This window comes from Flavobacterium anhuiense (genome assembly GCF_050990855.1).
In the GTDB taxonomy this organism is placed as follows: domain Bacteria; phylum Bacteroidota; class Bacteroidia; order Flavobacteriales; family Flavobacteriaceae; genus Flavobacterium; species Flavobacterium anhuiense_C.
In genome coordinates this window covers 5,334,401-5,359,054 of the sequence record NZ_CP158861.1, presented here as the reverse complement: position 1 = coordinate 5,359,054, position 24,654 = coordinate 5,334,401, and the positions used below count along the sequence as shown (strand labels likewise).

Sequence of the window (24,654 nt, the reverse complement as noted above, 5' to 3'; positions counted from 1 at the left end):
AAGATAGCTTTTTTTGATAAAATATTTAGTGTTTTTCTTAGATTCCTGTGTAATTACTAGGAGTTATTGCTAGTAATTCTGCTTTAACAGCATCTGAAACTTCTAAAGTTGCGATGAAATTATGAATCGCATTTTTGTCAATTGCTTCATTCGTTCTAGTTAAACCTTTTAAAGCTTCGTACGGATTTGGATACGCTTCACGACGTAAAATAGTTTGAATGGCTTCTGCCACAACTGCCCAGTTTTTCTCTAAATCTTCAGCAAATTTACTTTCGTTTAAAAGTAATTTGTTTAATCCTTTCAAAGTAGCTTCAAAAGCAATAATAGTGTGTCCGAACGGAACACCAACGTTACGTAAAACAGTACTGTCAGTTAAATCACGCTGTAATCTTGAAATAGGCAATTTAGCTGCCAAATGCTCAAAAATAGCATTTGCGATTCCTAAGTTTCCTTCAGAATTTTCAAAATCAATTGGATTTACTTTATGTGGCATTGCAGATGAACCAATTTCTCCTGCTTTGATTTTTTGTTTAAAATAATCCATAGAAACGTACGTCCAGATATCACGATCTAAATCGATGATAATGGTGTTGATTCTTTTTAAAGCATCAAAGAAAGCGGCAAAATGATCGTAGTGCTCAATTTGAGTTGTTGGAAAAGAATGTTTCAAACCAAGATCCGTTTCCACAAATTTGTTTCCGAATTGTTTCCAGTCAATTTGTGGATATGCAACGTGATGTGCATTAAAGTTTCCAGTTGCTCCACCAAATTTAGCTGCAAACGGAATGTTGAATAACAAACGCATTTGCTCTTCTATACGTTCTACGAAAACCAAAATCTCTTTTCCTAAACGAGTAGGAGAGGCTGGTTGTCCGTGCGTACGCGCCAACATTGGAATGTCTTTCCACTCCACGCTTAATTCTTTTAATTTAGAAATTACTGAAATTAAAGTTGGCATATAAACTTGCTCAAAAGCTTCTTTTGTAGAAAGCGGAATCGCAGTATTATTGATGTCTTGAGATGTTAATCCGAAGTGAATGAACTCTTTATATTGAGATAATCCTAATTTTTCAAAAGCATCTTTGATAAAGTATTCAACCGCTTTTACGTCGTGGTTGGTTACTTTTTCTGTTTCTTTAATCCACAATGCGTCTTCAGTTGAGAAGTTTTTGTAGATATTTCTCAAACTTTCAAATAAACTTGAGTCAATACCTTGCAATTGAGGCAATGGAATTTGGCATAACGCAATGAAGTATTCCACTTCAACTAAAACGCGGTATTTTATTAAAGCTTCTTCAGAGAAGAAAGGTGCTAAGTTTTGAGTTTTATTTCTATATCTTCCGTCAATTGGCGATATAGCATTCAATTCGTTTAGAGTAGTCATTGTTATGTTGTTTTTCGAAAGGTGCAAATATAAACAGAATTTAGCGATTAGAGGCAATTAAAACACGCATTTGTGTATTAAAATGAATTTAATCGCTCTCTTAAATCGGCAACTCCTGCAGATGCAAATTTGGCAATGGTTTCAACTTTATTTCTAAGATTCGGAATTGCAATTGGTTTTGGATCAATATAAAAAACAGGAGTTGTACTTGGCGTATAAGCAATTAATCCAGCTGCGGGATAAACTTGTAACGAAGTCCCAATTACTGCAAAATAATCTGCGGTTTCTGTAATATCAATAGCTTCTTCGAGTGCAGGAACTTCTTCGCCAAACCAAACAATATGTGGACGTAATTGATGTCCGTTTGCGTCTAAATCTCCCGTAAACAAATCTTCTGTCCAATCTAAAATTAGATTTTTATTTTGCGTGCTTCTCACTTTTAATAATTCGCCATGCAAATGCAGAACGTTTGTACTTCCGGCGCGTTCATGAAGATCGTCAACATTCTGGGTGATAATTTGCACGTCGAAATCCTTTTCCAGTTCTGCCAAAATGATATGACCAAGATTCGGATTTACTTCTTTCAGTTGTTGGCGTCTTTTGTTATAAAAATCCAAAACCAATTCTTGGTTTTTGTGCCAACCTTCTGGAGTTGCAACTTCCATTACATCATGTCCTTCCCATAAACCATCACTATCACGAAAGGTTTTAATTCCGCTCTCAGCGCTGATTCCTGCTCCAGTTAAGACTACAATTTTCTTTTTCATTCTTTATCAAGATTTTTTTTTGGTTCTCATTCAAAGATAATCAAATGGGAAATCTTTCAAATGAAATAGTTATTTTCGCAAACTAAAATTATCTAATATAAGTGTTAAACTTAGAGTAGGAATAAAAAGATTAAAAATGATTGATTTAGATTACCTCGATTTTCTTGAAAATATATTAACTGAGAACCGTAAGGAAAGATTTTTGCATGTTCTGGAAAATAGAACAAAGCATTTTACCGTTGCGGTAGAAGATGTTTATCAAATGCATAATACAAGCGCCGTAATGCGCAGCTGTGAAGTTTTCGGAATTCAAGAATTGAATGTAATTGAGCAGCGTTTCGGAAAAAGAATTGATAAAGAAATTGCTTTGGGTGCGCAAAAATGGGTTGATATCAATCGATTTGATTCTGTTTCAGGATGTCTTTCCGATTTAAAAAGCAAAGGATATCAAATCATCGCAACGACACCGCATGAAAAAGATTGTATGTTGGAAGATTTCGATATTACAAAACCAAGCGCATTATTTTTCGGAACAGAAAAAGAAGGATTGTCTCAAGAAATTATGGACAACGCCGATGGTTTCTTAAAAATTCCGATGGTTGGTTTTACGGAAAGTTTAAATATTTCGGTTTCAGCTGCGATTATTATTCAAAACCTAACAAACAGACTTCGTAGATCTGATATCGATTGGAAATTGACTGAAGAAGAAATTTTAGTTAAACGTTTAGATTGGGCTAAAAACTCTATTAAAGATATAAAACGAATTGAAGCGCGTTACTATCAGGATAATCCAAGATAAGATTCTGAAAAGCTAATATTCTAAGGTACTAAGTTCTAAGCAAAAAAATCCCCGACTACTTTAGTAATCGGGGATTTTATATTTAAGATTGGATCTTTATTAATTGATTAAAACCCAAGTTCCAGCAGCGATTAAAGCTTCCGCTTTTTTATACTTCATTGTTTCTGTTTGACCAGTAGCAACTTCTTGCACCACAACAGTATCATTTCTGTTGATTTTTGGCATATCTCTAACGATAGTTTCAGTAACTTGACGTTGTTGTGTTTCTCCAGCCTCACGGTTCATGCTTTCACTGTTTGGAATTTCGTCCTTACTTAATTGTAAATTTTCTTTTTGACGAACTTCTTTTGCTTCGTGAATTTCAGGAGCGTTTTGGGCAGGTAAATCACCTTTAAATAAGAATGAAATAACTTCTTTGTTAACGTTGTCTAACATTCCTCTAAACAAGTTGAAAGCTTCCAATTTGTAAATAAGCAATGGATCTTTTTGCTCGTGAACGGCCAACTGAACAGATTGTTTCAATTCGTCCATTTTACGTAAGTGTTTTTTCCAAGCTTCATCCACAATAGAAAGTGTGATGTTTTTCTCGAAATCAGCGATTAATTGAGCGCCTTCACTTTCGTAAGCTTTTTTCAAGTCAGTTACCACATTCAACGTTTTGATTCCGTCTGTAAATGGAACTACAATTCTTTCGAAATGGTTGTTTGGCTCTTCGTAAACTCCTTTGATAATTGGGAAAGCTTCTCTTGCGCTTCTTTCTGTTTTTTCAGTATAGAATGCTAAAGCTTCTTTGTATACTTTTCCAGTAACTTCGATGTCATTTAGTTTTGCGAAATCTGCTTCAGAAATTGGAGATGTGATTCCGAAATAACGAATTAAATCAAACTCAAATCCTTTGAAATCGTTAGTTACTTTATTGTTGCTTACAATTAACTCGCAAGTATCATAAAGCATGTTTGCGATATCTAGTTTCAAACGCTCTCCGAACAATGCGTGACGACGACGTTTGTAAACTACTTCACGTTGCGAGTTCATTACGTCATCATACTCTAATAAACGTTTACGAACACCAAAGTTATTTTCTTCTACTTTTTTCTGAGCACGTTCGATAGATTTAGTCATCATAGAATGTTGAATAACTTCACCTTCTTTTAGTCCCATTCTGTCCATTACTTTCGCAACTCTTTCAGAACCGAATAAACGCATCAAGTTATCTTCAAGAGAAACATAGAATTGAGAACTTCCTGGATCTCCTTGACGACCAGAACGACCACGCAACTGTCTGTCTACACGACGAGAATCGTGACGCTCAGTACCAACTATTGCTAAACCTCCCGCGGCTTTTACTTCTGGAGATAATTTAATATCGGTACCACGACCTGCCATATTTGTTGCAATAGTTACAACTCCAGCTTTACCAGCTTCTTCAACGATTTGTGCCTCTTGCTTGTGCATTTTAGCATTCAATACGTTGTGTGTGATTCCTCTCATTTTAAGCATACGGCTTAATAATTCTGAAATCTCTACAGAAGTTGTTCCAATCAATACAGGTCTTCCAGCTTGTGATAATTCGGTAACGTCTTCGATTACAGCGTTGAATTTCTCACGAGTTGTTTTGTAGATGTAATCTTCTTTGTCAATTCTTGCAATTCCACGGTTAGTTGGAATTTCAACAACGTCCAGTTTATAAATCTGCCATAACTCTCCAGCTTCTGTAACAGCTGTACCGGTCATACCAGCCAGTTTGTTGTACATTCTGAAATAATTCTGTAATGTAACAGTTGCAAAAGTTTGAGTTGCAGCTTCAATTTTTACGTTTTCTTTTGCTTCGATCGCTTGGTGAAGACCGTCAGAATAACGACGTCCGTCCATGATACGACCTGTTTGCTCATCGACAATCATAATTTTGTTGTCCATGATAACATACTCAACATCTTTTTCAAATAAAGCATACGCTTTTAAAAGCTGAGTAAGAGTGTGGATACGCTCGCTTTTAACTCCAAAGTCTTGGAATAATCTTTCTTTAGCTTCAGCTTCAGCGTCTTTGTCTAATTTTTGTTTTTCAATCGCAGCGATTTCTGTTCCGATATCTGGAAGTACGAAAAAGTCAGCATCAGTATCTCCAGAAAGGTATTTGATACCATTGTCTGTCAATTCTACTTGATTGTTTTTTTCTTCAATCACAAAATACAAAGCTTCGTCCACTTTGTGCATTTCACGATTGTTGTCTTGCATGTATTGATTTTCAGTTTTTTGAAGCAATTGTTTAATTCCTTCCTCACTTAAAAATTTAATTAATGCTTTGTTTTTAGGTAAACTTCTGTAAGCTCTCAATAATTGGAAACCTCCATCTTTAGTATTACCTTCTTTGATTAATCTTTTAGCTTCAGCTAAGAAACCATTCGCTAACTGACGTTGTTGTCCAACTAAGTTTTCGATTTTTGGTTTCAATTCGTTGAATTCGTGACGATCTCCTTGAGGAACTGGTCCAGAAATGATAAGCGGTGTTCTAGCGTCATCAATTAATACAGAGTCAACCTCGTCGACAATCGCAAAATTGTGTTTTCTTTGAACTAAATCACTTGGAGAGTGTGCCATATTATCTCTTAAGTAATCGAAACCAAATTCATTGTTAGTTCCGTAAGTGATATCAGCATCGTAAGCTTTCTTTCTTTGTTCTGTACTTGGCTGGTGATTGTCGATACAGTCAACAGATAAACCGTGGAATTCGAATAAAGGTGCTTTCCATGTGCTATCACGTTTTGCCAAGTAATCATTCACCGTTACTAAGTGAACTCCGTTTCCTGTCAAAGCGTTTAAGTAAAGAGGAAGAGTAGCAACCAACGTTTTACCTTCACCCGTTTGCATTTCGGCAACTTTACCTTCGTGCAATACCATACCACCGATTAACTGAACATCGTAGTGGATCATGTCCCAAGTGATGTCTTTTCCTGCAGCGTTCCATTTGTTTGCCCAGATTGCTTTTTCGCCATCAATAGTAATGTATGTTTTTGTTGCTGAGAATTCACGGTCTTTTGGAGTTGCGGTAACTTCAATATGTGAGTTTTCTTTAAAACGACGAGCCGTTTCTTTTACAACAGAAAACGCTTCTGGAAGAATTTCCAATAAAGTTTTTTCAGAGATTTCATAAGCCTCTTTTTCAAGAGCATCTATAGCATCATAAATGTCTTCTCTTTTATCGATGTCTTCGATGTTTTCTACTTCCGCTTTAAGCGAAGCAATTTTAGCATCTTTATCAGCTCTAGCTTCTTTTATTCTATCTTTAAAATAAACGGTTCTTCCTCTTAATTCGTCGTTTGATAGACTCATTAAAGGAGCTTCGAATGTTTTAATTTTATTTAAGTAAGGTTGTAAAGCTTTGACATCTTTCTGTGACTTATCGCCGACAAAGACTTTAATAATACTGTTTATGAAACTCATGATTTATTGTATTTCTTTATTATATAATATGTATTTGAACCAAAAAAAAAGTCTCTATGATGAGAGACTTTTTCCTTTGGTTTATTTTTTAATATTCATCCTCATTCCAAAGATAATCTTCGTCTGTTGGATAATCAGGCCAAATTTCTTCCATTGATTCATATATCTCGCCTTCATCTTCAATTGATTGAAGGTTTTCTACTACTTCTAATGGAGCACCTGCTCTAATGGCGTAGTCTATAAGTTCATCTTTGTTAGCAGGCCATGGCGCATCACTTAAATAAGATGCTAATTCTAATGTCCAATACATCTGTTATCTATTTAGTTTGTGCAAAAATAAATTTTTTACTGAAAAAGACAAGTAAATTTTGATTTATTTTAATAAAATTTAAGAACGTCCTGTAAATTGCAGATTTCAGATTGTTGATTTTAGATTTTTAAAGCATAGAAATCTAAAATCTTAACTCTAAAATCTAAAATTTTACTTTCTCGGAATCCATTTCACTTCCTCCGCTTTTAAGTCAAACGACAACTTCCGTGCCAAGACAAAAAGGTAGTCAGAAAGTCGGTTTAAGTAGGTTATTGCTATTTCAGGAACATGTTCATTATGACTTAAATGCACTGCTAAACGTTCTGCTCGGCGGCAAATACAGCGTGCTATATGACAATGTGACACGGTAGGATGTCCTCCTGGCAAAACAAAATGAGTCATTGGCGGAAGGCTTTCGTCCATTTTATCTATTTCGTTTTCGAGCAGTTCGATATCAGAATTAATTATTCCAAGATTTTCTAAACGAAGTTTTCCATTTTTTAAAACTTCTTTTTCTTGCGGAGTTGCCAAAATGGCACCAACAGTAAAAAGACGGTCCTGAATTTCGATTAAAATTGTTTTATAATGCGAATCCATTTCCTGATCTCGAATTAATCCTATGTAAGAATTCAATTCATCAACAGTTCCGTAACTGTCAATTCTAATATGGTCTTTTGGTACTCGAGTTCCTCCAAAAAGAGCTGTTGTACCTTTGTCGCCTGTTTTGGTATATACTTTCATTGTTATTGTAGATTGTAGATTTCTGATTTTAGATTGATATGCTGTTGTCTAAAATTTTAGATTTAGAAAAGAATCTAAAATCAGAAATCTAAAATTATTTAGTTGTGTCGCTTTCAATTAAACCATCTCTCAAACGAATAACACGATGTGCATACGCTGCGATATCTTCTTCATGAGTTACCAAAATTACAGTGTTTCCTTGCGCGTGAATATCTCCGAAAAGCTTCATGATTTCGACAGATGTTTTACTGTCTAAGTTTCCAGTTGGTTCGTCGGCCAAAATAATAGATGGTTTATTGACTAAAGCACGGGCAACAGCAACACGCTGGCGCTGTCCTCCAGAAAGTTGATTTGGCTGGTGATCCATTCTGTCGGCTAGATTAACTTGTTTTAGAACTTCAGTTGCTCGCGCAAGCCTTTCAGATTTTCCATAACCAGCATAAATCATGGGTAATGCGACATTATCTAATGCTGTAGTTCTTGGCAAAAGATTGAAAGTCTGGAAAACGAAGCCAATTTCTTTATTTCTAATTTCAGCCAATTCATCGTCTTTCATCTTGCTGACATCTTTTCCGTTTAAAATATAACGGCCGGAAGTTGGTGTGTCTAGACAGCCTAATAAGTTCATTAAAGTTGATTTCCCAGATCCAGAAGGTCCCATTAAAGCAACATATTCGCCTTTTTGTATTTCCAGATTTATTCCTTTTAAAACATAAACCGTTTCATTTCCCAAAATAAAATTTCGCTTGATGTCGGTTATTTTAATTAATGGTTCAGCCATTTCGTTTTACAATTTTGGATTTAAAAGTACAAAACACTTTTTCAATAAAAAAGATTAGTAGTTGATAATTGGTTTTTGTTACAAAAGCATTTTTTTAAATAGGCGCACAAGAGAATATCATTTTAAAACGAAAAAATGTTATAGTTTTTTAGATTTATTTTGCATAATTATCATTATTTGCTAAGTTTTATAGTTTTAAAATGTTTTTAATTTTAAAAAAGTGATAATAATGTAATTTATTTGCTTTTGGTATTAAGTAAATTTGATTAATCAATTTAATTTAAATAATCAACATTATGAAAAATATCAAAATAGCTACAGGAATTGCAGTATTAGTATTAGGGTTAACATCATGTAAAGATGAAAAACAAGAAAAAGCTCAAAAAACAGTTGAGAACTACGTAATTTATGTTGACTCTGTAAAAAATGTAGCAGCAGCTGATTTAAAAGACAATTGGCAAAGCGTTGAAGCTGAATACGACAGAAGATCTCAAGAAGCAGAAGCTGCTTTGGCAGACATTAAAGACAATGCTGCCGCAACAGAAAAAATAAATGCAAGTAAAGCGAAGTACGAGGAATTTAAAAATGAAATGACCGCCCAATTTGCCCCTCCAGCTCCTAGCCCGAAACAACAGTTAAGAGATGCTTTATTTGGTGCAGGAAAAATTGGTGATGATATGAGTTTTAACTGGGTAAATGCCCAAAATATTCATAGCGTTTATCAACAGTTTGTTCATACTGTAGAAAATAATAAAGACAAATATTCTAGAGAAGACTGGGATGAAATCAAATTAATGTATGAAGCTCTTGACAGCCGCAAAAATACAGTTGAAAAAGAAGGTCTGTCAGTTGAAGATAATAGAAAAATTGCTGGTTTGAAAGTTAAATTTGCACCAATGTATACTGTAAACAGAATGGGAGCGAAGTCTGAAGAAAATAAAGACGCAAAAAAATAATTTTTTTAAATTTTGAATTAGAAAAAAAGACGATCATTTTTGATCGTCTTTTTTTATGCTCTAATTATAAAATGCTCTTTCGGCTGTTCGTATCTAAAAAATACAAATCCCCATTGAAAAGTATCAATTGTAACTTTTACTTGTGGGTGATTTTTGATCATTTCCCAAGCTTCTTCCATGTCTTCTGACCAGTGAATGTCATCGAAAATCCAAACGGCATCGTTATCAATTGTTGGCAATAAAAGCTCAAAATATTCTAATGTTGCTTTTTTAGAATGATTGCCATCAAAATAGATCAGATTGTAATTTGTAGCCTGAATGTTTTCTGAAATTAAAAAAGATTCAAATTCAGAAATTACATTTTCTACATTATTGCAATCAAATTGAGCCAATTGATTCTGAGCAATATTTGCTGTATTTGTACAGCCTTCAATTGTAACTACTTTTGCTTTTGGATTGCCTAAAGCTAATGCAGAAGTTGCTAAACCCAAAGAGGTTCCTATTTCTAGAATGTTTGAAGGCTGAAAGTAATTCGTAACACGAAATAATAACTCTGCTCGTTTTGGCGAAATTCCAGCTGTTTGTGCAATTTTAGAAATTTGTCTTCGATTGGATTTAAAAACTCTTGAACCGGCGCCAAAATCAGTGACTTCTATGAAGTTTTTGTTTTCTAAAAGCGACTTTCTGTATTTTTTTAAAATTGCATATTCAGGTTTTGTTTTCCTATCATAAAAACACTTTGTCAATAAATTAAAAACAAATGGCGAATGAACTGCGTGTTCGTTTTTAGAATGCCAAAGAAAGGTGAGATAGGATTTTATTTGAAAAAACATTTAGAAATTTAGCTCTTGAAATTAATTTACTTTAAGCAATTTTACATCAAAAATTAGTACTGAACCAGCTGGTATTTTAGCGTTTGCATAACTTCCATAGCCCAAATGTGCTGGAATAAGAAGAACTCCGCTTCCGCCTTCTTTGAAATAAGGAATTCCTTCTGTCCAACCTTTAATTACTTCTGAAAGAGGGAATGTAACTCCGCTCGCGCTACTTTGGTCAAATACACTTCCATTAGTAAAATAACCTTTGTACGCTACGGTTACTTTTGAAGAAGCGTTTGGTTGCGCGCCTGTTCCAGGTTCGTTAATGATGTAGTATAAACCTGTGGTACTTTTTGTTGCAGTTAAATTGTTTTTGGTTAAATAATCTGTGATTTCTTTATCATTTTCGGCAGAATAATCTTTAGGCGGTGAAACTGGAGCATCTTTATCAGAGCTTGAACAAGAAATGAATAATGTTAATGTAAATACGGCTGCTAATAATTTTTTCATGTGGTATTATTTTAATTGTTGATCTGGCAAAAATGAGTATTTATCTGACAAAAAGAGTCAAAGTGAATAAAAATTCACAAAACTTTATGAAACTTGTATGAGCTTTATAAATGTCTATGCTAAAAAACTATCCTTCAAGTTTAGCAGAAAGTTCAAACCAGCGCTCTTCTTTTGCGTCAATTTTATTAATGATGTTTTGAAGTTCGTTAGCTTTTTTCTCAATATCGGCATCTGCCACTTTTCCGTCAGAGAATAATTGTTCGATTTTGGCTTTTTCGGCTTCTAAATCTTTAATTTCTCTTTCGATTTTTTGATATTCTTTTTGTTCGTTAAAGCTTAAATTTCCAGTTGGATTGTTTTGTTTCCAGTCTTTCTTTTCGGCTTTGTTTTCTTCTTTTTGTGTAATGTCAGCACTATCTTCATAAGCTCTAAAGTCGGAATAATTTCCTGGGAAATTTTCGATTTCACCTTGACCTCTAAAAACAAATAAATGGTCGACAATTTTATCCATAAAGTAACGGTCGTGAGAAACTACCAATAAACATCCAGGATAATCTAAAAGGAAACTTTCTAAAACGTTCAAAGTCACGATATCTAAATCGTTTGTTGGCTCATCGAGAATTAAGAAGTTCGGATTTTGAATTAAAACGGTACACAGGTAAAGACGTTTTAATTCTCCACCGCTTAATTTTTCAACAAAATCGTATTGCTTTTTAGCATCAAAAAGAAAACGCTCTAGTAATTGCGAGGCAGAAATAATCTTTCCTTTTGCGAGCGGAATATATTCTCCGTATTCTTTTATAATGTCAATAACGCGTTGTCCCGGTTTCGGATTAATTCCAGATTGCGTGTAATAACCAATTTTTATAGTGTCTCCCTTAACAACGCGTCCACTGTCTGGCGGAATAGTTCCTGTCAAAAGATTTAAGAAAGTCGATTTACCAGTTCCGTTTTTGCCAATAATTCCGATTCTTTCTCCGCGTTGGAAATCAAAACTGAAATTATCGAGAATAACACGATCTTTAAATTTTTTAGAAAGTTTGTGAAGCTCAATAATTTTGCTTCCCATTCTTTCCATATTAATTTCAAGCTCAACTTTATTTTCTTTACGTCTGCTTTGCGCTTTTTCTTTAATAATATAAAAATCATCCTGACGAGATTTAGACTTGGTTGTTCTCGCTTTTGGTTGGCGGCGCATCCATTCTAATTCTTTTACAAATAAGTTTTTAGCTTTGTCAATACTCGCATTTTCAGAAGTGATTCTTTCTTCTTTTTTCTGCAAATAGTACGAATAATTTCCTTTGTATTGATATAATTTTCCGTTGTCTAATTCGATAATTTCGTTACAAACGCGCTCCAAAAAGAAACGGTCGTGCGTTACCATAAACAATGTAATATTTTCTTTAGCGAAATAACTTTCAAGCCATTCGATCATTTCCAAATCTAAGTGGTTGGTTGGCTCATCTAGAATCAATAAATCTGGGCGATTGATCAAAATAATAGCCAAAGAAAGACGTTTTTTCTGTCCTCCAGAAAGATTTTTTACTTTAAGTTTAAAATCTTCCAGTTTTAACTTGAATAAAATCTGTTTGTATTGCGTTTCAAAATCCCAAGCATTATGCTGATCCATTGCGTCAAAAGCTTTTTGATAAGCTTCTTCGTCAGACGGGTTTTCTAACGCTTTTTCATAAGCTTCAATAACTTTAAGCGTTTCATTGTCTGAAGCAAAAATGCTTTCTTCAATCGTAAGTTCATCCTGAAGATTATTGTCTTGCGAAAGGAATGCCATTCTAATTCCTTTTCTTAAAACAACTTGCCCGGTATCTGGCTCTTCTAAACCATTGATAATGCTCATCATGGTGGTTTTTCCGGAACCATTTTTTGCAATAAAAGCGATTTTTTGATCTTTATTGATTCCAAAAGAAATGTTGTCAAAAAGGACTCTTTCGCCAAATGACTTCGATATATTTTCTACAGATAAGTAATTCACTTTGTAATTGTAAGTTATAAATTATGAGTTATGAATGTTTTCTAAATCATAACTTTCTGCAAAAGTAAACTATTATCTCGCATTTGCGAATTATTTATGGAGATACAACCCCAGAACAGCATTCAAATCAAGATAATGAATTTGTTGGGGATTGTTTAAAATTGGTTTTCGAACCAGGGATTCGTTTGTAATAAAATAATGTATTCCGTCTTTTGTCGCAATTCCTTCCACTTGATGAAAAGGAAGTTTTAAATCGATTCGCCTTTTGTTTCCAGATAAAAAATCGTGGTTTCTGAAGTCGTATAGCAGATATAAAAAGGGTTTTCCAACTTTGGTATAGCCACACAAAGTAATGAGTTTTTTGTTTTCTAAATATGTTGCGCCAGTAACCAAACCTTTAGTGTCCAATGTAGATTGTAGCATTGCAATCTGTATTCCTGATTGATTTGGAAGCGCATAAATACTGGTTTCAGACGATTTCCATTGTTTGGCAAAAAGGAAAATGCTATCTCTAGAAACGATAAAAGCTTCACAGTCAAAATTGGTTTTATTTGGGTTGGAAGGAGAGAAATCAGTTTGATCGGAATAGGAAAACGAAATGGTTTCGATTTTTGGACTTTCTTCTAAAAAAGATTTTTTTTCGATTTTAAGAATTTTCAAATCAGTTCGATTTCCAGCATAATTATTGCCAAAATCTCCAATATAAATGTGTGTGCTATCTTGTGCAATTTCTTCCCAATCGTGATTGATGGTTTCGGGAAGAATAATTTTTTTTCTAATTTTCCCTAAAGAATCTAGACCGTAAATGGTAGTGTCGTGGTCGTCGTTGTGCGTCCAAAGTAAATTCTCAAAAGCAATTAATCCTGAAGTTTCTTTTATCGAATCGCTTAAACGAAAAGAATATTCGGGTTTGATTTTTAAGTTTTTATAGGTGCAGCTTCCGTTGTTTTGTTTTGATGACAAGTTGTGATTTTCTGCTTGCGGGTCTGTGCAGCCAGAAATCTGGGAATAAACCGAAGTAGTGAGAAGACTGAAGAAAAAGACAATTTTTAGCATGAGCGTAATATTAAGTCAGCATAAGATAAAAGTAAAGTTTTAAATAATAGAACGAAATAAGTATTTAAAAAATATAATTTAAGTGTTATTTTGCAGTGCATTTAGTGCAAAAGTCTTTTTTATTCTTTTGGATAAAATTACGCCCCATCATGAAAATTCTACAAAAATTATCACACTACCGCATTTCTCGTTATTATAAACTTTTGTTTGTAGTAGTGGATGTCATTTTATTGAATCTAGCCACTGTTCTTTCAGCATTGGCAAGATTTGGGGATTTGGATAAACTCTTGTCTAAAGATGAAAGAACAGTTTCGCTATTAGCGGTATTGATTTGGGTCGCATTACTGCTTCAAAAAGATTCGAATCGTAGTGTGAGGGTAGAACCGATAGAATCAATATTATGGAGAACAATCAAGAAGATTTCTATTCATGCGGCTTTAGTTTCGATATTTGTTGTTTACCTAAAATACAATGATATTTCAAGACTTCGTTTGGTTTATTTCTATCTGATATTTTTTGGTTTACTGATGTTTTCGCGATATTTTTCAATGAAACTTTTAAAATATGTTCGAGCTCAAGGCTATAATTTTAAAACCTTTATAGTAGTGGGTGCCAATCAATCGGGAGAAAAAATTCGAAAAGTATTGGCTAAAGATTTGACCTATGGGTATCGTTTTTTAGGCTTTTTTGATGAAAAAAAGAATCAGGATATTGTCGATCCCACTCTTATTATTGGCCAGTTTGAGGATATTAAAACGTTTTTGAACGACAATAGTATTGACGAAATGTATGTTGCTTTACATATTGATAATATCGAAATTATTAATGAGCTGACCAAAATCTGTGAGCAGAAAATGGTTCGAATTAAGTTTATTCCAGATTTTCAGCTTTATACAAAAGCTAGTAAAGTTGAAGTTGCTTTTTACGAAAACACTCCTGTTTTAATGTTTCGTCCAGAACCATTAGAATTTGCTTCAAATAGACTTTTAAAAAAGGCCTTTGATATATGTTTTTCAGGACTGGTAATCTTGCTCGTCTTTCCTTGGTTGTTCCCAATAATTATGATTATTATAAAACTCGAATCTCCTGGTCCGGTGTTTTTTAAGCAAGAAAGATCAGGAAGGGACAATCGATCTTTTACGTGCTTGAAGTTTAGAAGCATGTATGTAAACGGTTTGGCTCATAATAAACAAGCAGAGAAAGGCGATAGTCGTATAACCAAATTCGGCACTTTTATTCGCAAAACAAGTATTGATGAATTGCCTCAATTTTTTAATGTTTTTTGGGGTGATATGTCGGTTGTAGGGCCGAGACCGCATATGGTTAATTTAGCCAAAGAATACAGTGATCTTATTAGTAATTATTTGGTTCGCCAATATGCAAAACCTGGAATTACTGGCTGGGCGCAGGTAAATGGTTTTAGAGGAGAAACAAAAGTGCTTAGCGATATGGAGAATAGGGTAGAATATGATATTTGGTATATTGAGAACTGGAGTTTTTTACTTGATATTAAGATTATCGTAAAAACCATTATCAATATTTTTAAAGGAGAAGAAAACGCTTATTAAGCTTTTAAAATTTAAAAAATTGATTGTTTGCAATTGCTTCTTTTAAAGATGCAATGTTTTTGATTTTTAATTTACTTTCAAAAGCTTCGATGTGTTTTTTATGATGTACATCGGTTCCGCAGAAATCATACATGCCTTTCGCTAAAAGTTCGTCTGAAATTTTAGTAATTCTAGAGCCGTAATATTCTACGGTAGAAAGCAGATTCAGTTGAAAAAGACAGCCTGCATTTTTTAATTTTTCATATTCCGAAAACTTGTTATGGTAAAAAGCATAGCGTTCAGGATGTGCCAAAACAGGAATATATCCCGCCAATTGTATTTCGAAAATGGTTTTATAAAGGTTTAAGGGAGCATTTTGATATGAAATTTCTACCAAGACATAATTGTCTTTTAAAGTCAGAAGTTTTTCCTCTTTAAAATGATTTTCGAACCAGCTGTCTATAAAATATTCCGCAGCAGCTTTAATGGGTGTATTAATCCTATTTTCTTCGAATGCATTTTGAGTTTCTCGAAGCTTTGATGCAATTATTTCAGGAGAATTGTTCCATACATAATGATTAATGTGTGGCGATGTAATCATCTGAGAAACGCCAAGTTTTTGTAAAGAAGAAACCAATTCCACTGCTTTTTTTATGTTTGATGCTCCGTCATCAATTCCTGGTAAAATATGAGAATGAATATCCACAAAATTTCCGTCAAGAAGTTCTTTTAATGCAGGTTTTGATTTTAAGAATGATAACATAACAAAAAGGTATAAATCAATTTTATAGCGAGCAAAATTAATCTAGAAATTGTAATAAGTCCTTTTAGAATTATGTTATATTTGATTTTTAGTAAAAAAGTAAAAAATTATGAAAATAAAAGAGAATCTGTTTAATCAGCGTATTATTTCTATTGATGCTTTGCGTGGAATTACAATTTTTGTAATGATTTTTGTAAATGAATTAGCGAGTATTAAAAACGTGCCTCAATGGATGAAACATATGCCCGCAGATGCAGACGCAATGACTTTTGTCGATTTAGTTTTTCCTGCTTTTTTATTCATTGTCGGGATGTCCGTTCCATTTGCTTTTAATGCTAGATTGATAAAAGGAGACAGTTCAAAAACAATTTGGACTCACACGTTTAAAAGGGCTATCGCTCTTATCGTAATTGGCGTTTTTATGGTCAATGCCGAATATGGTTATGACGCTTCTAAAATGATAATCGCACCTGCATTTTGGGGACTTTTAGCGTATGCAATGCCTATTCCGATTTGGAATAAATACCCAAAAGACTTTCCTCTCTGGTTAAAAAATATACTTCAGTACGGTGGAATTTTAGTGCTTATAATACTTTACTTTTTATATATTCAAGATACGGGAGAAAGAGGAATGACGCCAAAATGGTGGGGAATTCTTGGACTAATTGGTTGGGCATATCTTTTTACAGTAATTTATTATTGGCTGGTTTCAGGAAATTTATGGGCAATGATTGTGTTGGTGTTTTTTTCTGTGGCTATGAATACTCTTAATTTAATTGAAAGTTCTTTTGTTCACAATACTTCTTGGTTAAGTTTTATAGCAGGGCATCTTACGCACGTTTCTCTAGTTTCGGCTGGAGTGGTAATATCATTATTGTTTTTTGATCGAAAAATTAGTTCCAAAATCAATTGGCCTGTGGTAGGTTTTATTGTATTTTTTACGGTAACGGCTATTTTACTTCGTCCGTATTTCGGAATTTCAAAAATAAAAGGTACGCCGTCTTGGACAATGTTTTCGGCTGCAATTTGTACCCTATTGTTCTATTTTCTGTATTGGCTTATGGAAGTCAAAAAACAGACAAAATGGAGCGAGTTTTTTATGCCAGCAGCTGCAAATCCGTTATTGATTTACATTCTTCCGGGTGTTATTTATTATTTCAATAAAGCACTCAATATTCATATTCTGCCAGACTATTTTACAGAGGGAATTCTAGGAATTATTTGGTCGTTAGTATTTTCAACTATTATGCTTTTCGTAATGAAAATCTTGAATAGATATAAAATACAGCTTCATCTTTAGTTTTCAGTTTTTAGTCATGAATTGGAAGTTAGCAATGCTAATGACTTAAATCCTGAGCACAGAATACTTCAAAAATATTTCGTACAAAAAATAGATTGTTATTCTTAATAAAATTTTAAATTTGTAAGAGGCGGTTTTTAAAATATTGTATGTGAATAGGTTAAGAGTTAAATACATCTTAGTTTTATTTTTAATAGGATCATTTTGTCAGGCTCAAAATGATAGTACAGCCGTGGGGTCTCGAGATATCTTAGATGTTATTCATAAGGTTTTTGATAAGCAAGATACTATTCGGCCAGAAAGAAAAAAAAAATTAACTTTTTCTTTGTTGCCCGTTCCTGTAGGCGTTAATTCTAGCACAGGTTTGGTGGTTTCTTTCTTGACTACATTTTATTTAGGCGAGCCAGAAACGACCAGAATGTCTCAAATTACCTTTTCGCCTTATTTTAGTTTTAGCAAACAATTTGTATTTCCGATCCAGTCTTATATATATTCTAAAGATAATAAGTGGAGCCTTATTGGCGATTATCGCTATATGATTTATCCCCAGCTCACGTATGGTCTCGGGGAACATGATTCAAAACAAGAAATGTCAACGCTCGATTACCAGCAATGGCGTTTTTATCAGTTTGTAACAAGGCAGGTAGTGGGGAATTATCGCTTGGGGGTTGGTTTTCTTTTAGATAATTATCAAAATATTTCTGAGGAGTCTTATATAGATGGAGAAACTGATTATTATCAATACATGAATGGCGATTATTCTAACGAAACTTCGTTTGGATTTGCGATTCAAGGACTTTACGATTCTAGAGAAAATATAATTAATCCGGAGAAAGGTTTGTATATCGAAGCCGATTTACGAATAAATACCAGCGGTGTAGAAGGAGACAAATGGCAATCTTTGTATTTTGATGCCCGAAAATACCATTCTTTCAGTAAAACTAAACATCGGGTATGGGCTTCCAGAGCTTTTTACTGGTCAACTTTTGGAGGAAAACCCCATTATTTAGATTTGCCAAGTATTGGTTGGGATCGTGAAGGAAAAACGGGTCGCGGATTTACGAAAAACAGATATCGAAGTAATGCTTTAATTTATTTTGAAACCGAATATAGAACGGATATAAGCCGAAACGGATTTTTTGGCGCCGTTTTTTTTACCAATGTTTCTTCGGTTTCTAAGTTAGATACCTATCAATTCAAAAAATGGAACCCTGCTGTTGGAACCGGAATTCGCATTAAGTGGAATAAACGAAATGGCAGTAATTTGGCATTAGATTACGGAATTAGTAAAAACGATTGGTCGCTGCGCTTGGGGTTATCAGAAAATTTCTAACTTCGGCCAAAATCTACAGACCCAATTATTCATGCAGTTATCGGTTGTTATTTTAAATTACAATGTGCGTTACTTTCTCGAACAATGCCTTTTAAGCGTTCAGGAAGCAATTGTAGCAATCGATGCCGAAATTATTGTAGTTGATAATAACTCATCAGACGAAAGCGTTTTGATGATGAAAGAAAAATTCCCAGACGTAAAACTGATTGAAAACAAGGAGAATTTCGGCTTTCCAAAAGGAAATAACATTGGTGTCCGTCAAGCGAAAGGAAAGTACATTTGTATTTTAAATCCGGATACTGTTGTTGCAGAAGATACTTTTGCCAAGATTTTGGCTTTCGCCGAAAGGCAAAACAATCTCGGGATTATCGGCTGCAAACTGATTGATGGAACAGGAGAATTTCTTCCAGAAAGCAAACGCGGTATTCCAACTCCTTGGGTGGCTTTTACCAAAATTTTCGGGTTGTATAAAGTATTTCCGAAAGCCAATTTTTTCAATCGATATTATGCAGAACATTTAAGCGAAAATGAAACAGGTAAAGTCGAGATTCTTGTTGGTGCTTTTATGGTTTTAGAAAGAAATCTGTACGAAGATTTAAATGGTTTTGATGAGGATTGCTTTATGTATGCAGACGATATCGATTTGTCTTACCGCGCATTATTGAAGCAAAAGACAAATTATTATTTTCACGAGACCACTGTTTTACATTATAAAGGAGAAAGCACCATAAAAGATGAAAAATACATGAAACGCTTTCAGGAAGCAATGAATTTCTTCTATAAGAAGCATTTTAAGCAATCATTGTTCTTTAGTTTTTTCATTCAAATAGGAACTTGGTTTTTCTCTTTTGTAAAAATGTTTCAAGGTAAAACGAGAATAAAAGCAAATCCAGAATCGTATGTTTTTTATTCTTTAAATGAAGATTTGTCTCACAAATTAGCCTTAATTTTAAAAAATAAAGTCCGCTTTTTAAAAATCCCGAAAGAAAAAATGGTAAATTCGTGCCTGATTTTTAAGGGAGAAAACGTCGAAATCATTTTGGATAATCAATACATTTCGTTTAAAAAATGTATAGAAATCATAGAAACTATTAAAGATAAGAGTATTACTTTTAAAATTTTACCTAAAAACTCCCATTTTGTTATTGGAAGTAATTCAAGAAATGATAAGGGGCAAATTGTAAAAATCAAGTAAAAAATTATATTAAATGAAATTTATGTTTAAAATATTCATTAATTTCGCAATCTGAAAATCAAAAACATCTTTTAGATTAACAATATGGCAAGATTTGAATTAAAGCTTCCTAAAATGGGAGAAAGTGTCGCTGAAGCAACCATTACAAACTGGTTGAAAGAAGTTGGAGACAAAATTGAGGCTGATGAAGCCGTACTCGAAATTGCAACAGATAAAGTTGACAGCGAAGTGCCTAGCGAAGTATCAGGGATTTTAGTTGAGCAATTGTTTGGTAAAGATGATTTAGTGCAAGTAGGACAAACTATCGCTATTATTGAAACTGAAGGAGGTGATGCGCCAACTGCAGAAACAAATAAAATGGAGGAAGTTGCAGCTCCTGCCGAAGCTGTTGAAATTGAAAAAACAATCGAAGCGGTTAAAGAAACGGTAACGTCTCAAGATTTCTCAAGTTCAGAGAAATTCTTTTCTCCGTTAGTGAAAAATATTGCAAAAGAAGAGGGTGTTTCTTTAAACGAACTTGAAAATATTGCAGGTTCTGGAAAAGATGGACGCGTAACGAAAGAAGATATTCTAAAATATGTAGAAGATCGCAAATCGGGTGCTGTTCAAACTCCTCAAGTAGTTGAAGCTCCAAAAGTGGGTGTTGAAACTTCAAAAGTTGAAGCCCCAAAAACGGTTGAGCCAGTTGCTCAAAGAAGCCAGCAAGCAGTTCCGGTTTCTGTAAATGGTGCTGACGAAATTGTTGAAATGGACAGAATGCGTAAATTGATTTCTGGTTACATGGTAGCATCAGTTCAGACTTCCGCTCACGTGCAATCTTTTATTGAAGTTGACGTAACCAATATCGTAAAATGGAGAGATAAAGTGAAAGCAGCTTTCGAAAAAAGAGAAGGTGAGAAATTGACTTTTACTCCAATTATGATGGAAGCGGTTGCAAAAGCTTTGAAAGATTTCCCGGGAATGAATATTTCGGTTGAAGGAGATTATATCATTAAAAAGAAAAATATCAATTTAGGAATGGCGGCAGCATTGCCAAACGGAAATTTAATTGTGCCTGTAATCAAAAATGCAGATCAGTTGAATTTGGTTGGAATGGCGAAAGCGGTTAACGATTTAGGAAACCGTGCTAAAGCTGGAAAACTAAAACCAGACGATACACAAGGCGGAACTTATACGGTTACAAATGTTGGTACTTTTGGAAGTGTTTTTGGGACGCCAATTATCAATCAGCCACAAGTTGGAATTCTAGCGCTTGGAGCTATTCGTAAAGTGCCTGCAGTTATCGAAACTCCAGAAGGAGATTTTATCGGAATTCGCCAAAAAATGTTCTTATCTCACTCTTACGACCATAGAGTTGTTGATGGAGCACTTGGTGGAAGTTTTGTAAAGAGAGTTGCAGAATATTTAGAGGCTTTTGACATAGACAGAGATTTCTAAAAATCAATAATAAATAAATTTAAATCCGATAAGTCTTAAAGCTTATCGGATTTTTTTTGTTTTGTAAGAAAAGGGCTGAGTGGAAATGCGTAATTAAGTTGAGAGCTATTTTCGAAAAGTTAAAATCGCGATTTGAAAGCTTTTTTCGACAAAAAAAAATGGAATAGAAGAAGGATATTCGGCTTTAAAAATTACATTTGTAAACTTATAAAAATTAGAAATGGAATTAAAACTAAACAAACCAATTTGCTTTTTTGATCTCGAAACAACGGGAATTGATATCGGTAAAGATAGAATCGTAGAAATTTCAATATTCAAAGTTTTTCCTAACGGAAACAAAGAAAGTAAAACCTGGTTGGTTAACCCAACAATTCCAATTCCTCCGCAGACAACTGCGGTTCACGGCATCACAGACGAAAAAGTAGCCAACGAACCAACCTTTGCAGAACTTGCTCCGCATATTCATAACATGATTAAAGATAGTGATCTTGGCGGATTTAATTCAGATCGTTTCGATATTCCGCTTTTGGCAGAAGAATTGCTTCGTGCTGGAGTCGATTTTGATATGAAAAACAAAGTTTCTGTAGATGTCCAGACTATTTTTCATAAAATGGAAGAGCGTACTTTAAGTGCTGCTTTAAAGTTTTATTGCGGAAAAACTTTAGATAATGCCCATTCGGCAGAAGCAGATACGATGGCGACTTACGAGATTTTAAAAGCGCAATTAGATCGTTACCCAGAATTAGAGAACGATATAAAATCATTGTCTGAATTTACAACTCGTAAAAAAATCGCCGATTTTGCAGGAATGATCGCTTTTGATAAAGATGACGAAGAAATTTTTACTTTTGGAAAACACAAAGGTGCAAAAGTGGAAAAAGTTTTAGAGTCAGAGCCAGGGTATTTCAGCTGGATTCAAAATGCCGATTTTCCTTTGTATACCAAAAAAGTTTTGACAGCAATTAAATTAAGAAAATTAAATACGAAGTAAGTTTCTAAGATGCTAAGTTTCTGAGATTCTAATTTTAGTTTCTTAGTAACTTAGCATCTTAGTGTCTTAGAAACTTAAAAAGAAATGAAAATTATCTGTGTCGGCAGGAATTATGCCAATCATATAGAAGAATTAAAAAACGAGCGCCCAAGTGAGCCTGTGGTTTTTATGAAACCAGATTCTGCGGTTTTGTTGAAACAACATCCGTTTGTTATTCCAGAATTTTCCGATGATGTTCATCATGAAGTCGAAATAATCGTCAAGATCAATAAAGTAGGGAAATATATTGAACCGAAATTTGCTCATAAATACTATGATGAAATTAGTGTTGGAATTGATTTTACAGCACGCGATCTTCAAAGTAAATTAAAAGAAAAAGGACTTCCGTGGGAAAAAGCAAAAGCATTTGACGGCTCGGCAGTTATTGGAGATTTTTTGCCAAAAACTGATTTTGTTTCTATGGAAAATCTTAATTTTGAATTGAAAACAAATGGCGAAACAGTTCAAAAAGGAAACTCAAGCATGATGCTTTGGAAAATAGATGAATTGATTTCTCACGTCTCTCAATTTTTTACCTTAAAAATTGGAGATATTATTTTTACAGGAACTCCAGCAGGTGTTTCGGCTGTAAAACCAAATGATGTTTTAGAAGGCTTTTTAGAAGATAAAAAATTATTCAGAATACAAGTAAAATAATGGCTTTAAAATACAACCTTTCGAAAGTTTATGCGCTTTCAGATAATGATCCTGAATTTGTAAATCAGATTTTAACTTTATTTGTTACCGAAGTGCCAGAAGATTTAAAACAAATTAAAGAAGGAATAAAAAAGAAGGATCATAAGTACGCTTATTCTTATGCTCACAAAATAAAGCCAACATTAGATTTAATGGGTTTAAATGTGGCTTTTGAAGAAATCTTGCAAGTAGAAGCCTGGACAAAAGCTGAAGGCAAGAAAAAAGATATTATCGAAACTTTTAAAAGTATTAAAGTACAAGTAAAAGAAGCGATTAAAGAAATTAAAAAAGACTTTGATCTTTAATATAAAATTTGACTTATTCCTGTTTTATGTAAACAAGGAATAAGTCAAAATCATTTTTTAAATTTTGTAAACGGCTTATAGTTTGTAAAGCCGTTAATATCTTCCTTTCAGACAAAATTTAATTTTTCTACTTATAAATTACAGGCTTGCTTAATGTAGGCAAAATACATTTTACGATATGAAAGCAGCAATTATTACAATTGGAGACGAAATCTTAATTGGACAAATCGTTGATACAAATTCAGCTTTCATTGCTAAATCACTGGATAGAATTGGTGTTGAGGTAGCAGAAATGCTATCGATAAGCGATGATAAAAAACATATTATAGATACTTTTTTGCAATTGCAAAATAAAGTAGATGTTGTAATTGTAACTGGCGGATTAGGTCCGACGAAAGATGATGTTACAAAGAAAACGTTCTGCGAATACTTTAATGATGAGTTAGTTGTCGATCAAAAAGTTTTGGCACATGTAACAGAATTGATAGAAGGTTTTTATAAAAGACCTATTTCTCAAATGAATAAAGATCAGGCTCTTGTTCCGTCAACTTGTACTGTTTTGCATAATAAAGTGGGTACGGCGCCAGGGATGTGGATGAAGAAAGAAGATACTGTTTTTATTTCGCTTCCGGGAGTGCCTTATGAAATGAAGTATTTGGTGGAAGAAGAAATGATTCCGAAAATTGTTCGCGAATACAAACGCCCTTATATTATTCATAAAACGATTTTGACTTATGGGCAAGGCGAAAGTTTGGTTGCAGAACGTATTGAGAAATGGGAAAATAATCTTCCCGAATTTATAAAACTAGCTTATTTGCCCAATCCAGGGCGAGTTCGTCTGCGTATGACCGCTCGCGGAACAGATAAAGAGGAATTGGAAAAGGCAATTGAAGAAAATGTTGAGTCCCTAGATGCGATAATTCACGATATTATTGTAGGTTACGAAGAAAATGAAACAATAGAAACGGTAATTGGTAAATTGCTTTCTAAGCAAAATAAAACGATTTCAACAGCAGAAAGTTGCACAGGAGGAAGAATTGCTTCTTTGTTATCGGCTGTTCCGGGTTCTTCAAGCTATTTTAAAGGAAGTGTTGTTTCTTATGCAACAGAGGCAAAAGTGAATGTTTTGGGAATTTCTCAAGATTTAATTGACGAATTTTCTGTTGTAAGCGCTCAGGTGGCATCAGTTATGGCTTTGAACGTGAAGGAATTACTAAAAACAGACTATGCGCTTGCTACGACAGGCAATGCAGGGCCTTCAAAAGGCGATTCTGATGCTGAAATTGGAACCGTTTTTATCGCTTTAGCAACGCCAGAAGGAGTGATTGTGGAGGAATTTAACTTTGGACAACCGCGTGAAAAAGTGATAGATAGGGCATCGGTTAAGAGTTTAGAAATATTACAGAAAGAAATTTTAAAAATTGTGCAATAATTTTTTGCACCAATGGTTTATTTTTCTTTTCTTTGCACCCTGATTTTGAATAACGATAAAAGA

At 33.9% G+C, this 24,654-nt stretch carries 22 protein-coding genes; 11 read left to right on the top strand and 11 right to left on the bottom strand.

The genetic code is table 11. The features are described from left to right. Positions 1 to 37: 37 nt before the first annotated feature. Entirely contained in the window at positions 38 to 1,384 is a 1,347-nt protein-coding gene (gene purB / locus ABTV69_RS23005) for an adenylosuccinate lyase (RefSeq protein ID WP_433833058.1), read from the bottom strand. Positions 1,385 to 1,461: 77 nt separating this feature from the next. Next, the gene (locus tag ABTV69_RS23000; protein WP_433833056.1) at positions 1,462 to 2,151 is read right to left on the bottom strand and encodes an SIR2 family NAD-dependent protein deacylase; all 690 of its coding nucleotides are present in this window, start codon (positions 2,149 to 2,151) and stop codon (positions 1,462 to 1,464) included. Between the two features lie 136 nt (positions 2,152 to 2,287). Between ABTV69_RS23000 and ABTV69_RS22995 the strand changes: the two genes are divergently transcribed. Further along, a complete protein-coding gene (locus tag ABTV69_RS22995; RefSeq protein WP_433833054.1) occupies positions 2,288 to 2,950 on the top strand; it encodes a TrmH family RNA methyltransferase in 663 nt (220 codons plus the stop codon). A gap of 99 nt (positions 2,951 to 3,049) precedes the next feature. Here the strand turns inward: ABTV69_RS22995 and secA are convergent, their stop codons facing one another. The 4 genes from secA to ABTV69_RS22975 all read right to left on the bottom strand — a co-directional run bounded on the left by secA (position 3,050) and on the right by ABTV69_RS22975 (position 8,223). Further along, positions 3,050 to 6,391 carry a preprotein translocase subunit SecA gene (gene secA / locus ABTV69_RS22990; protein ID WP_433833052.1) on the bottom strand — a complete coding sequence of 1,114 codons (3,342 nt, stop codon included), beginning with the start codon at positions 6,389 to 6,391 and terminating at the stop codon, positions 3,050 to 3,052. A gap of 88 nt (positions 6,392 to 6,479) precedes the next feature. Continuing rightward, positions 6,480 to 6,701: a DUF2795 domain-containing protein gene (locus tag ABTV69_RS22985; RefSeq protein WP_007138072.1), complete on the bottom strand. Its 222-nt coding sequence runs from the start codon at positions 6,699 to 6,701 to the stop codon at positions 6,480 to 6,482. 171 nt (positions 6,702 to 6,872) lie between these two features. Beyond that, positions 6,873 to 7,442, bottom strand: coding sequence for a cob(I)yrinic acid a,c-diamide adenosyltransferase (locus ABTV69_RS22980; RefSeq protein ID WP_433833050.1), 570 nt, complete (start codon positions 7,440 to 7,442; stop codon positions 6,873 to 6,875). A gap of 94 nt (positions 7,443 to 7,536) precedes the next feature. Beyond that, a complete protein-coding gene (locus ABTV69_RS22975) occupies positions 7,537 to 8,223 on the bottom strand; it encodes an ABC transporter ATP-binding protein (protein WP_433833048.1) in 687 nt (228 codons plus the stop codon). A gap of 296 nt (positions 8,224 to 8,519) precedes the next feature. Between ABTV69_RS22975 and ABTV69_RS22970 the strand changes: the two genes are divergently transcribed. Further along, complete coding sequence (locus ABTV69_RS22970; protein ID WP_433833046.1) at positions 8,520 to 9,179, top strand: hypothetical protein; 660 nt, start codon at positions 8,520 to 8,522, stop codon at positions 9,177 to 9,179. A 53-nt stretch (positions 9,180 to 9,232) separates the two neighbouring features. On the opposite strand, the gene ABTV69_RS22965 is transcribed toward ABTV69_RS22970, so the two are convergent. The 4 genes from ABTV69_RS22965 to ABTV69_RS22950 form a co-directional block, all read right to left on the bottom strand. After that, positions 9,233 to 10,012 (bottom strand): O-methyltransferase, encoded by a 780-nt coding sequence (locus tag ABTV69_RS22965; RefSeq protein ID WP_433833044.1) that lies wholly within the window; start codon positions 10,010 to 10,012, stop codon positions 9,233 to 9,235. A 21-nt stretch (positions 10,013 to 10,033) separates the two neighbouring features. Continuing rightward, positions 10,034 to 10,507: an FKBP-type peptidyl-prolyl cis-trans isomerase gene (locus ABTV69_RS22960; RefSeq protein WP_433833042.1), complete on the bottom strand. Its 474-nt coding sequence runs from the start codon at positions 10,505 to 10,507 to the stop codon at positions 10,034 to 10,036. Positions 10,508 to 10,634: 127 nt separating this feature from the next. Next, on the bottom strand, positions 10,635 to 12,497 hold the full coding sequence (locus tag ABTV69_RS22955; RefSeq protein ID WP_433833040.1) for an ABC-F family ATP-binding cassette domain-containing protein: 1,863 nt from the start codon (positions 12,495 to 12,497) through the stop codon (positions 10,635 to 10,637). 90 nt (positions 12,498 to 12,587) lie between these two features. Continuing rightward, a complete protein-coding gene (locus ABTV69_RS22950; RefSeq protein ID WP_433833038.1) occupies positions 12,588 to 13,553 on the bottom strand; it encodes a T9SS C-terminal target domain-containing protein in 966 nt (321 codons plus the stop codon). 149 nt (positions 13,554 to 13,702) lie between these two features. Between ABTV69_RS22950 and ABTV69_RS22945 the strand changes: the two genes are divergently transcribed. Next, positions 13,703 to 15,121 (top strand): undecaprenyl-phosphate glucose phosphotransferase, encoded by a 1,419-nt coding sequence (locus tag ABTV69_RS22945; protein WP_433833036.1) that lies wholly within the window; start codon positions 13,703 to 13,705, stop codon positions 15,119 to 15,121. Positions 15,122 to 15,125: 4 nt separating this feature from the next. Here the strand turns inward: ABTV69_RS22945 and ABTV69_RS22940 are convergent, their stop codons facing one another. After that, positions 15,126 to 15,863 (bottom strand): tyrosine-protein phosphatase, encoded by a 738-nt coding sequence (locus ABTV69_RS22940; RefSeq protein WP_433833034.1) that lies wholly within the window; start codon positions 15,861 to 15,863, stop codon positions 15,126 to 15,128. Positions 15,864 to 15,972: 109 nt separating this feature from the next. Between ABTV69_RS22940 and ABTV69_RS22935 the strand changes: the two genes are divergently transcribed. The 8 genes from ABTV69_RS22935 to ABTV69_RS22900 all read left to right on the top strand — a co-directional run bounded on the left by ABTV69_RS22935 (position 15,973) and on the right by ABTV69_RS22900 (position 24,591). Beyond that, positions 15,973 to 17,163 (top strand): DUF5009 domain-containing protein, encoded by a 1,191-nt coding sequence (locus ABTV69_RS22935; protein WP_433833032.1) that lies wholly within the window; start codon positions 15,973 to 15,975, stop codon positions 17,161 to 17,163. Between the two features lie 151 nt (positions 17,164 to 17,314). Continuing rightward, positions 17,315 to 18,496 carry a BamA/TamA family outer membrane protein gene (locus ABTV69_RS22930; RefSeq protein ID WP_433833030.1) on the top strand — a complete coding sequence of 394 codons (1,182 nt, stop codon included), beginning with the start codon at positions 17,315 to 17,317 and terminating at the stop codon, positions 18,494 to 18,496. Positions 18,497 to 18,527: 31 nt separating this feature from the next. Then, positions 18,528 to 19,691 carry a glycosyltransferase family 2 protein gene (locus tag ABTV69_RS22925; RefSeq protein WP_433833028.1) on the top strand — a complete coding sequence of 388 codons (1,164 nt, stop codon included), beginning with the start codon at positions 18,528 to 18,530 and terminating at the stop codon, positions 19,689 to 19,691. Positions 19,692 to 19,775: 84 nt separating this feature from the next. Next, entirely contained in the window at positions 19,776 to 21,128 is a 1,353-nt protein-coding gene (locus ABTV69_RS22920) for a dihydrolipoamide acetyltransferase family protein (RefSeq protein WP_433833026.1), read from the top strand. A 220-nt stretch (positions 21,129 to 21,348) separates the two neighbouring features. Continuing rightward, positions 21,349 to 22,119 (top strand): exonuclease domain-containing protein, encoded by a 771-nt coding sequence (locus ABTV69_RS22915; protein ID WP_433833024.1) that lies wholly within the window; start codon positions 21,349 to 21,351, stop codon positions 22,117 to 22,119. A gap of 84 nt (positions 22,120 to 22,203) precedes the next feature. Continuing rightward, on the top strand, positions 22,204 to 22,815 hold the full coding sequence (locus ABTV69_RS22910; RefSeq protein ID WP_433833022.1) for a fumarylacetoacetate hydrolase family protein: 612 nt from the start codon (positions 22,204 to 22,206) through the stop codon (positions 22,813 to 22,815). Continuing rightward, positions 22,815 to 23,159: an Hpt domain-containing protein gene (locus tag ABTV69_RS22905; RefSeq protein ID WP_008468078.1), complete on the top strand. Its 345-nt coding sequence runs from the start codon at positions 22,815 to 22,817 to the stop codon at positions 23,157 to 23,159. Before ABTV69_RS22910 ends, ABTV69_RS22905 begins: the two co-directional genes overlap by 1 nt. A 178-nt stretch (positions 23,160 to 23,337) precedes the next feature. Beyond that, on the top strand, positions 23,338 to 24,591 hold the full coding sequence (locus ABTV69_RS22900; protein WP_433833020.1) for a CinA family nicotinamide mononucleotide deamidase-related protein: 1,254 nt from the start codon (positions 23,338 to 23,340) through the stop codon (positions 24,589 to 24,591). Positions 24,592 to 24,654 lie beyond the last annotated feature (63 nt).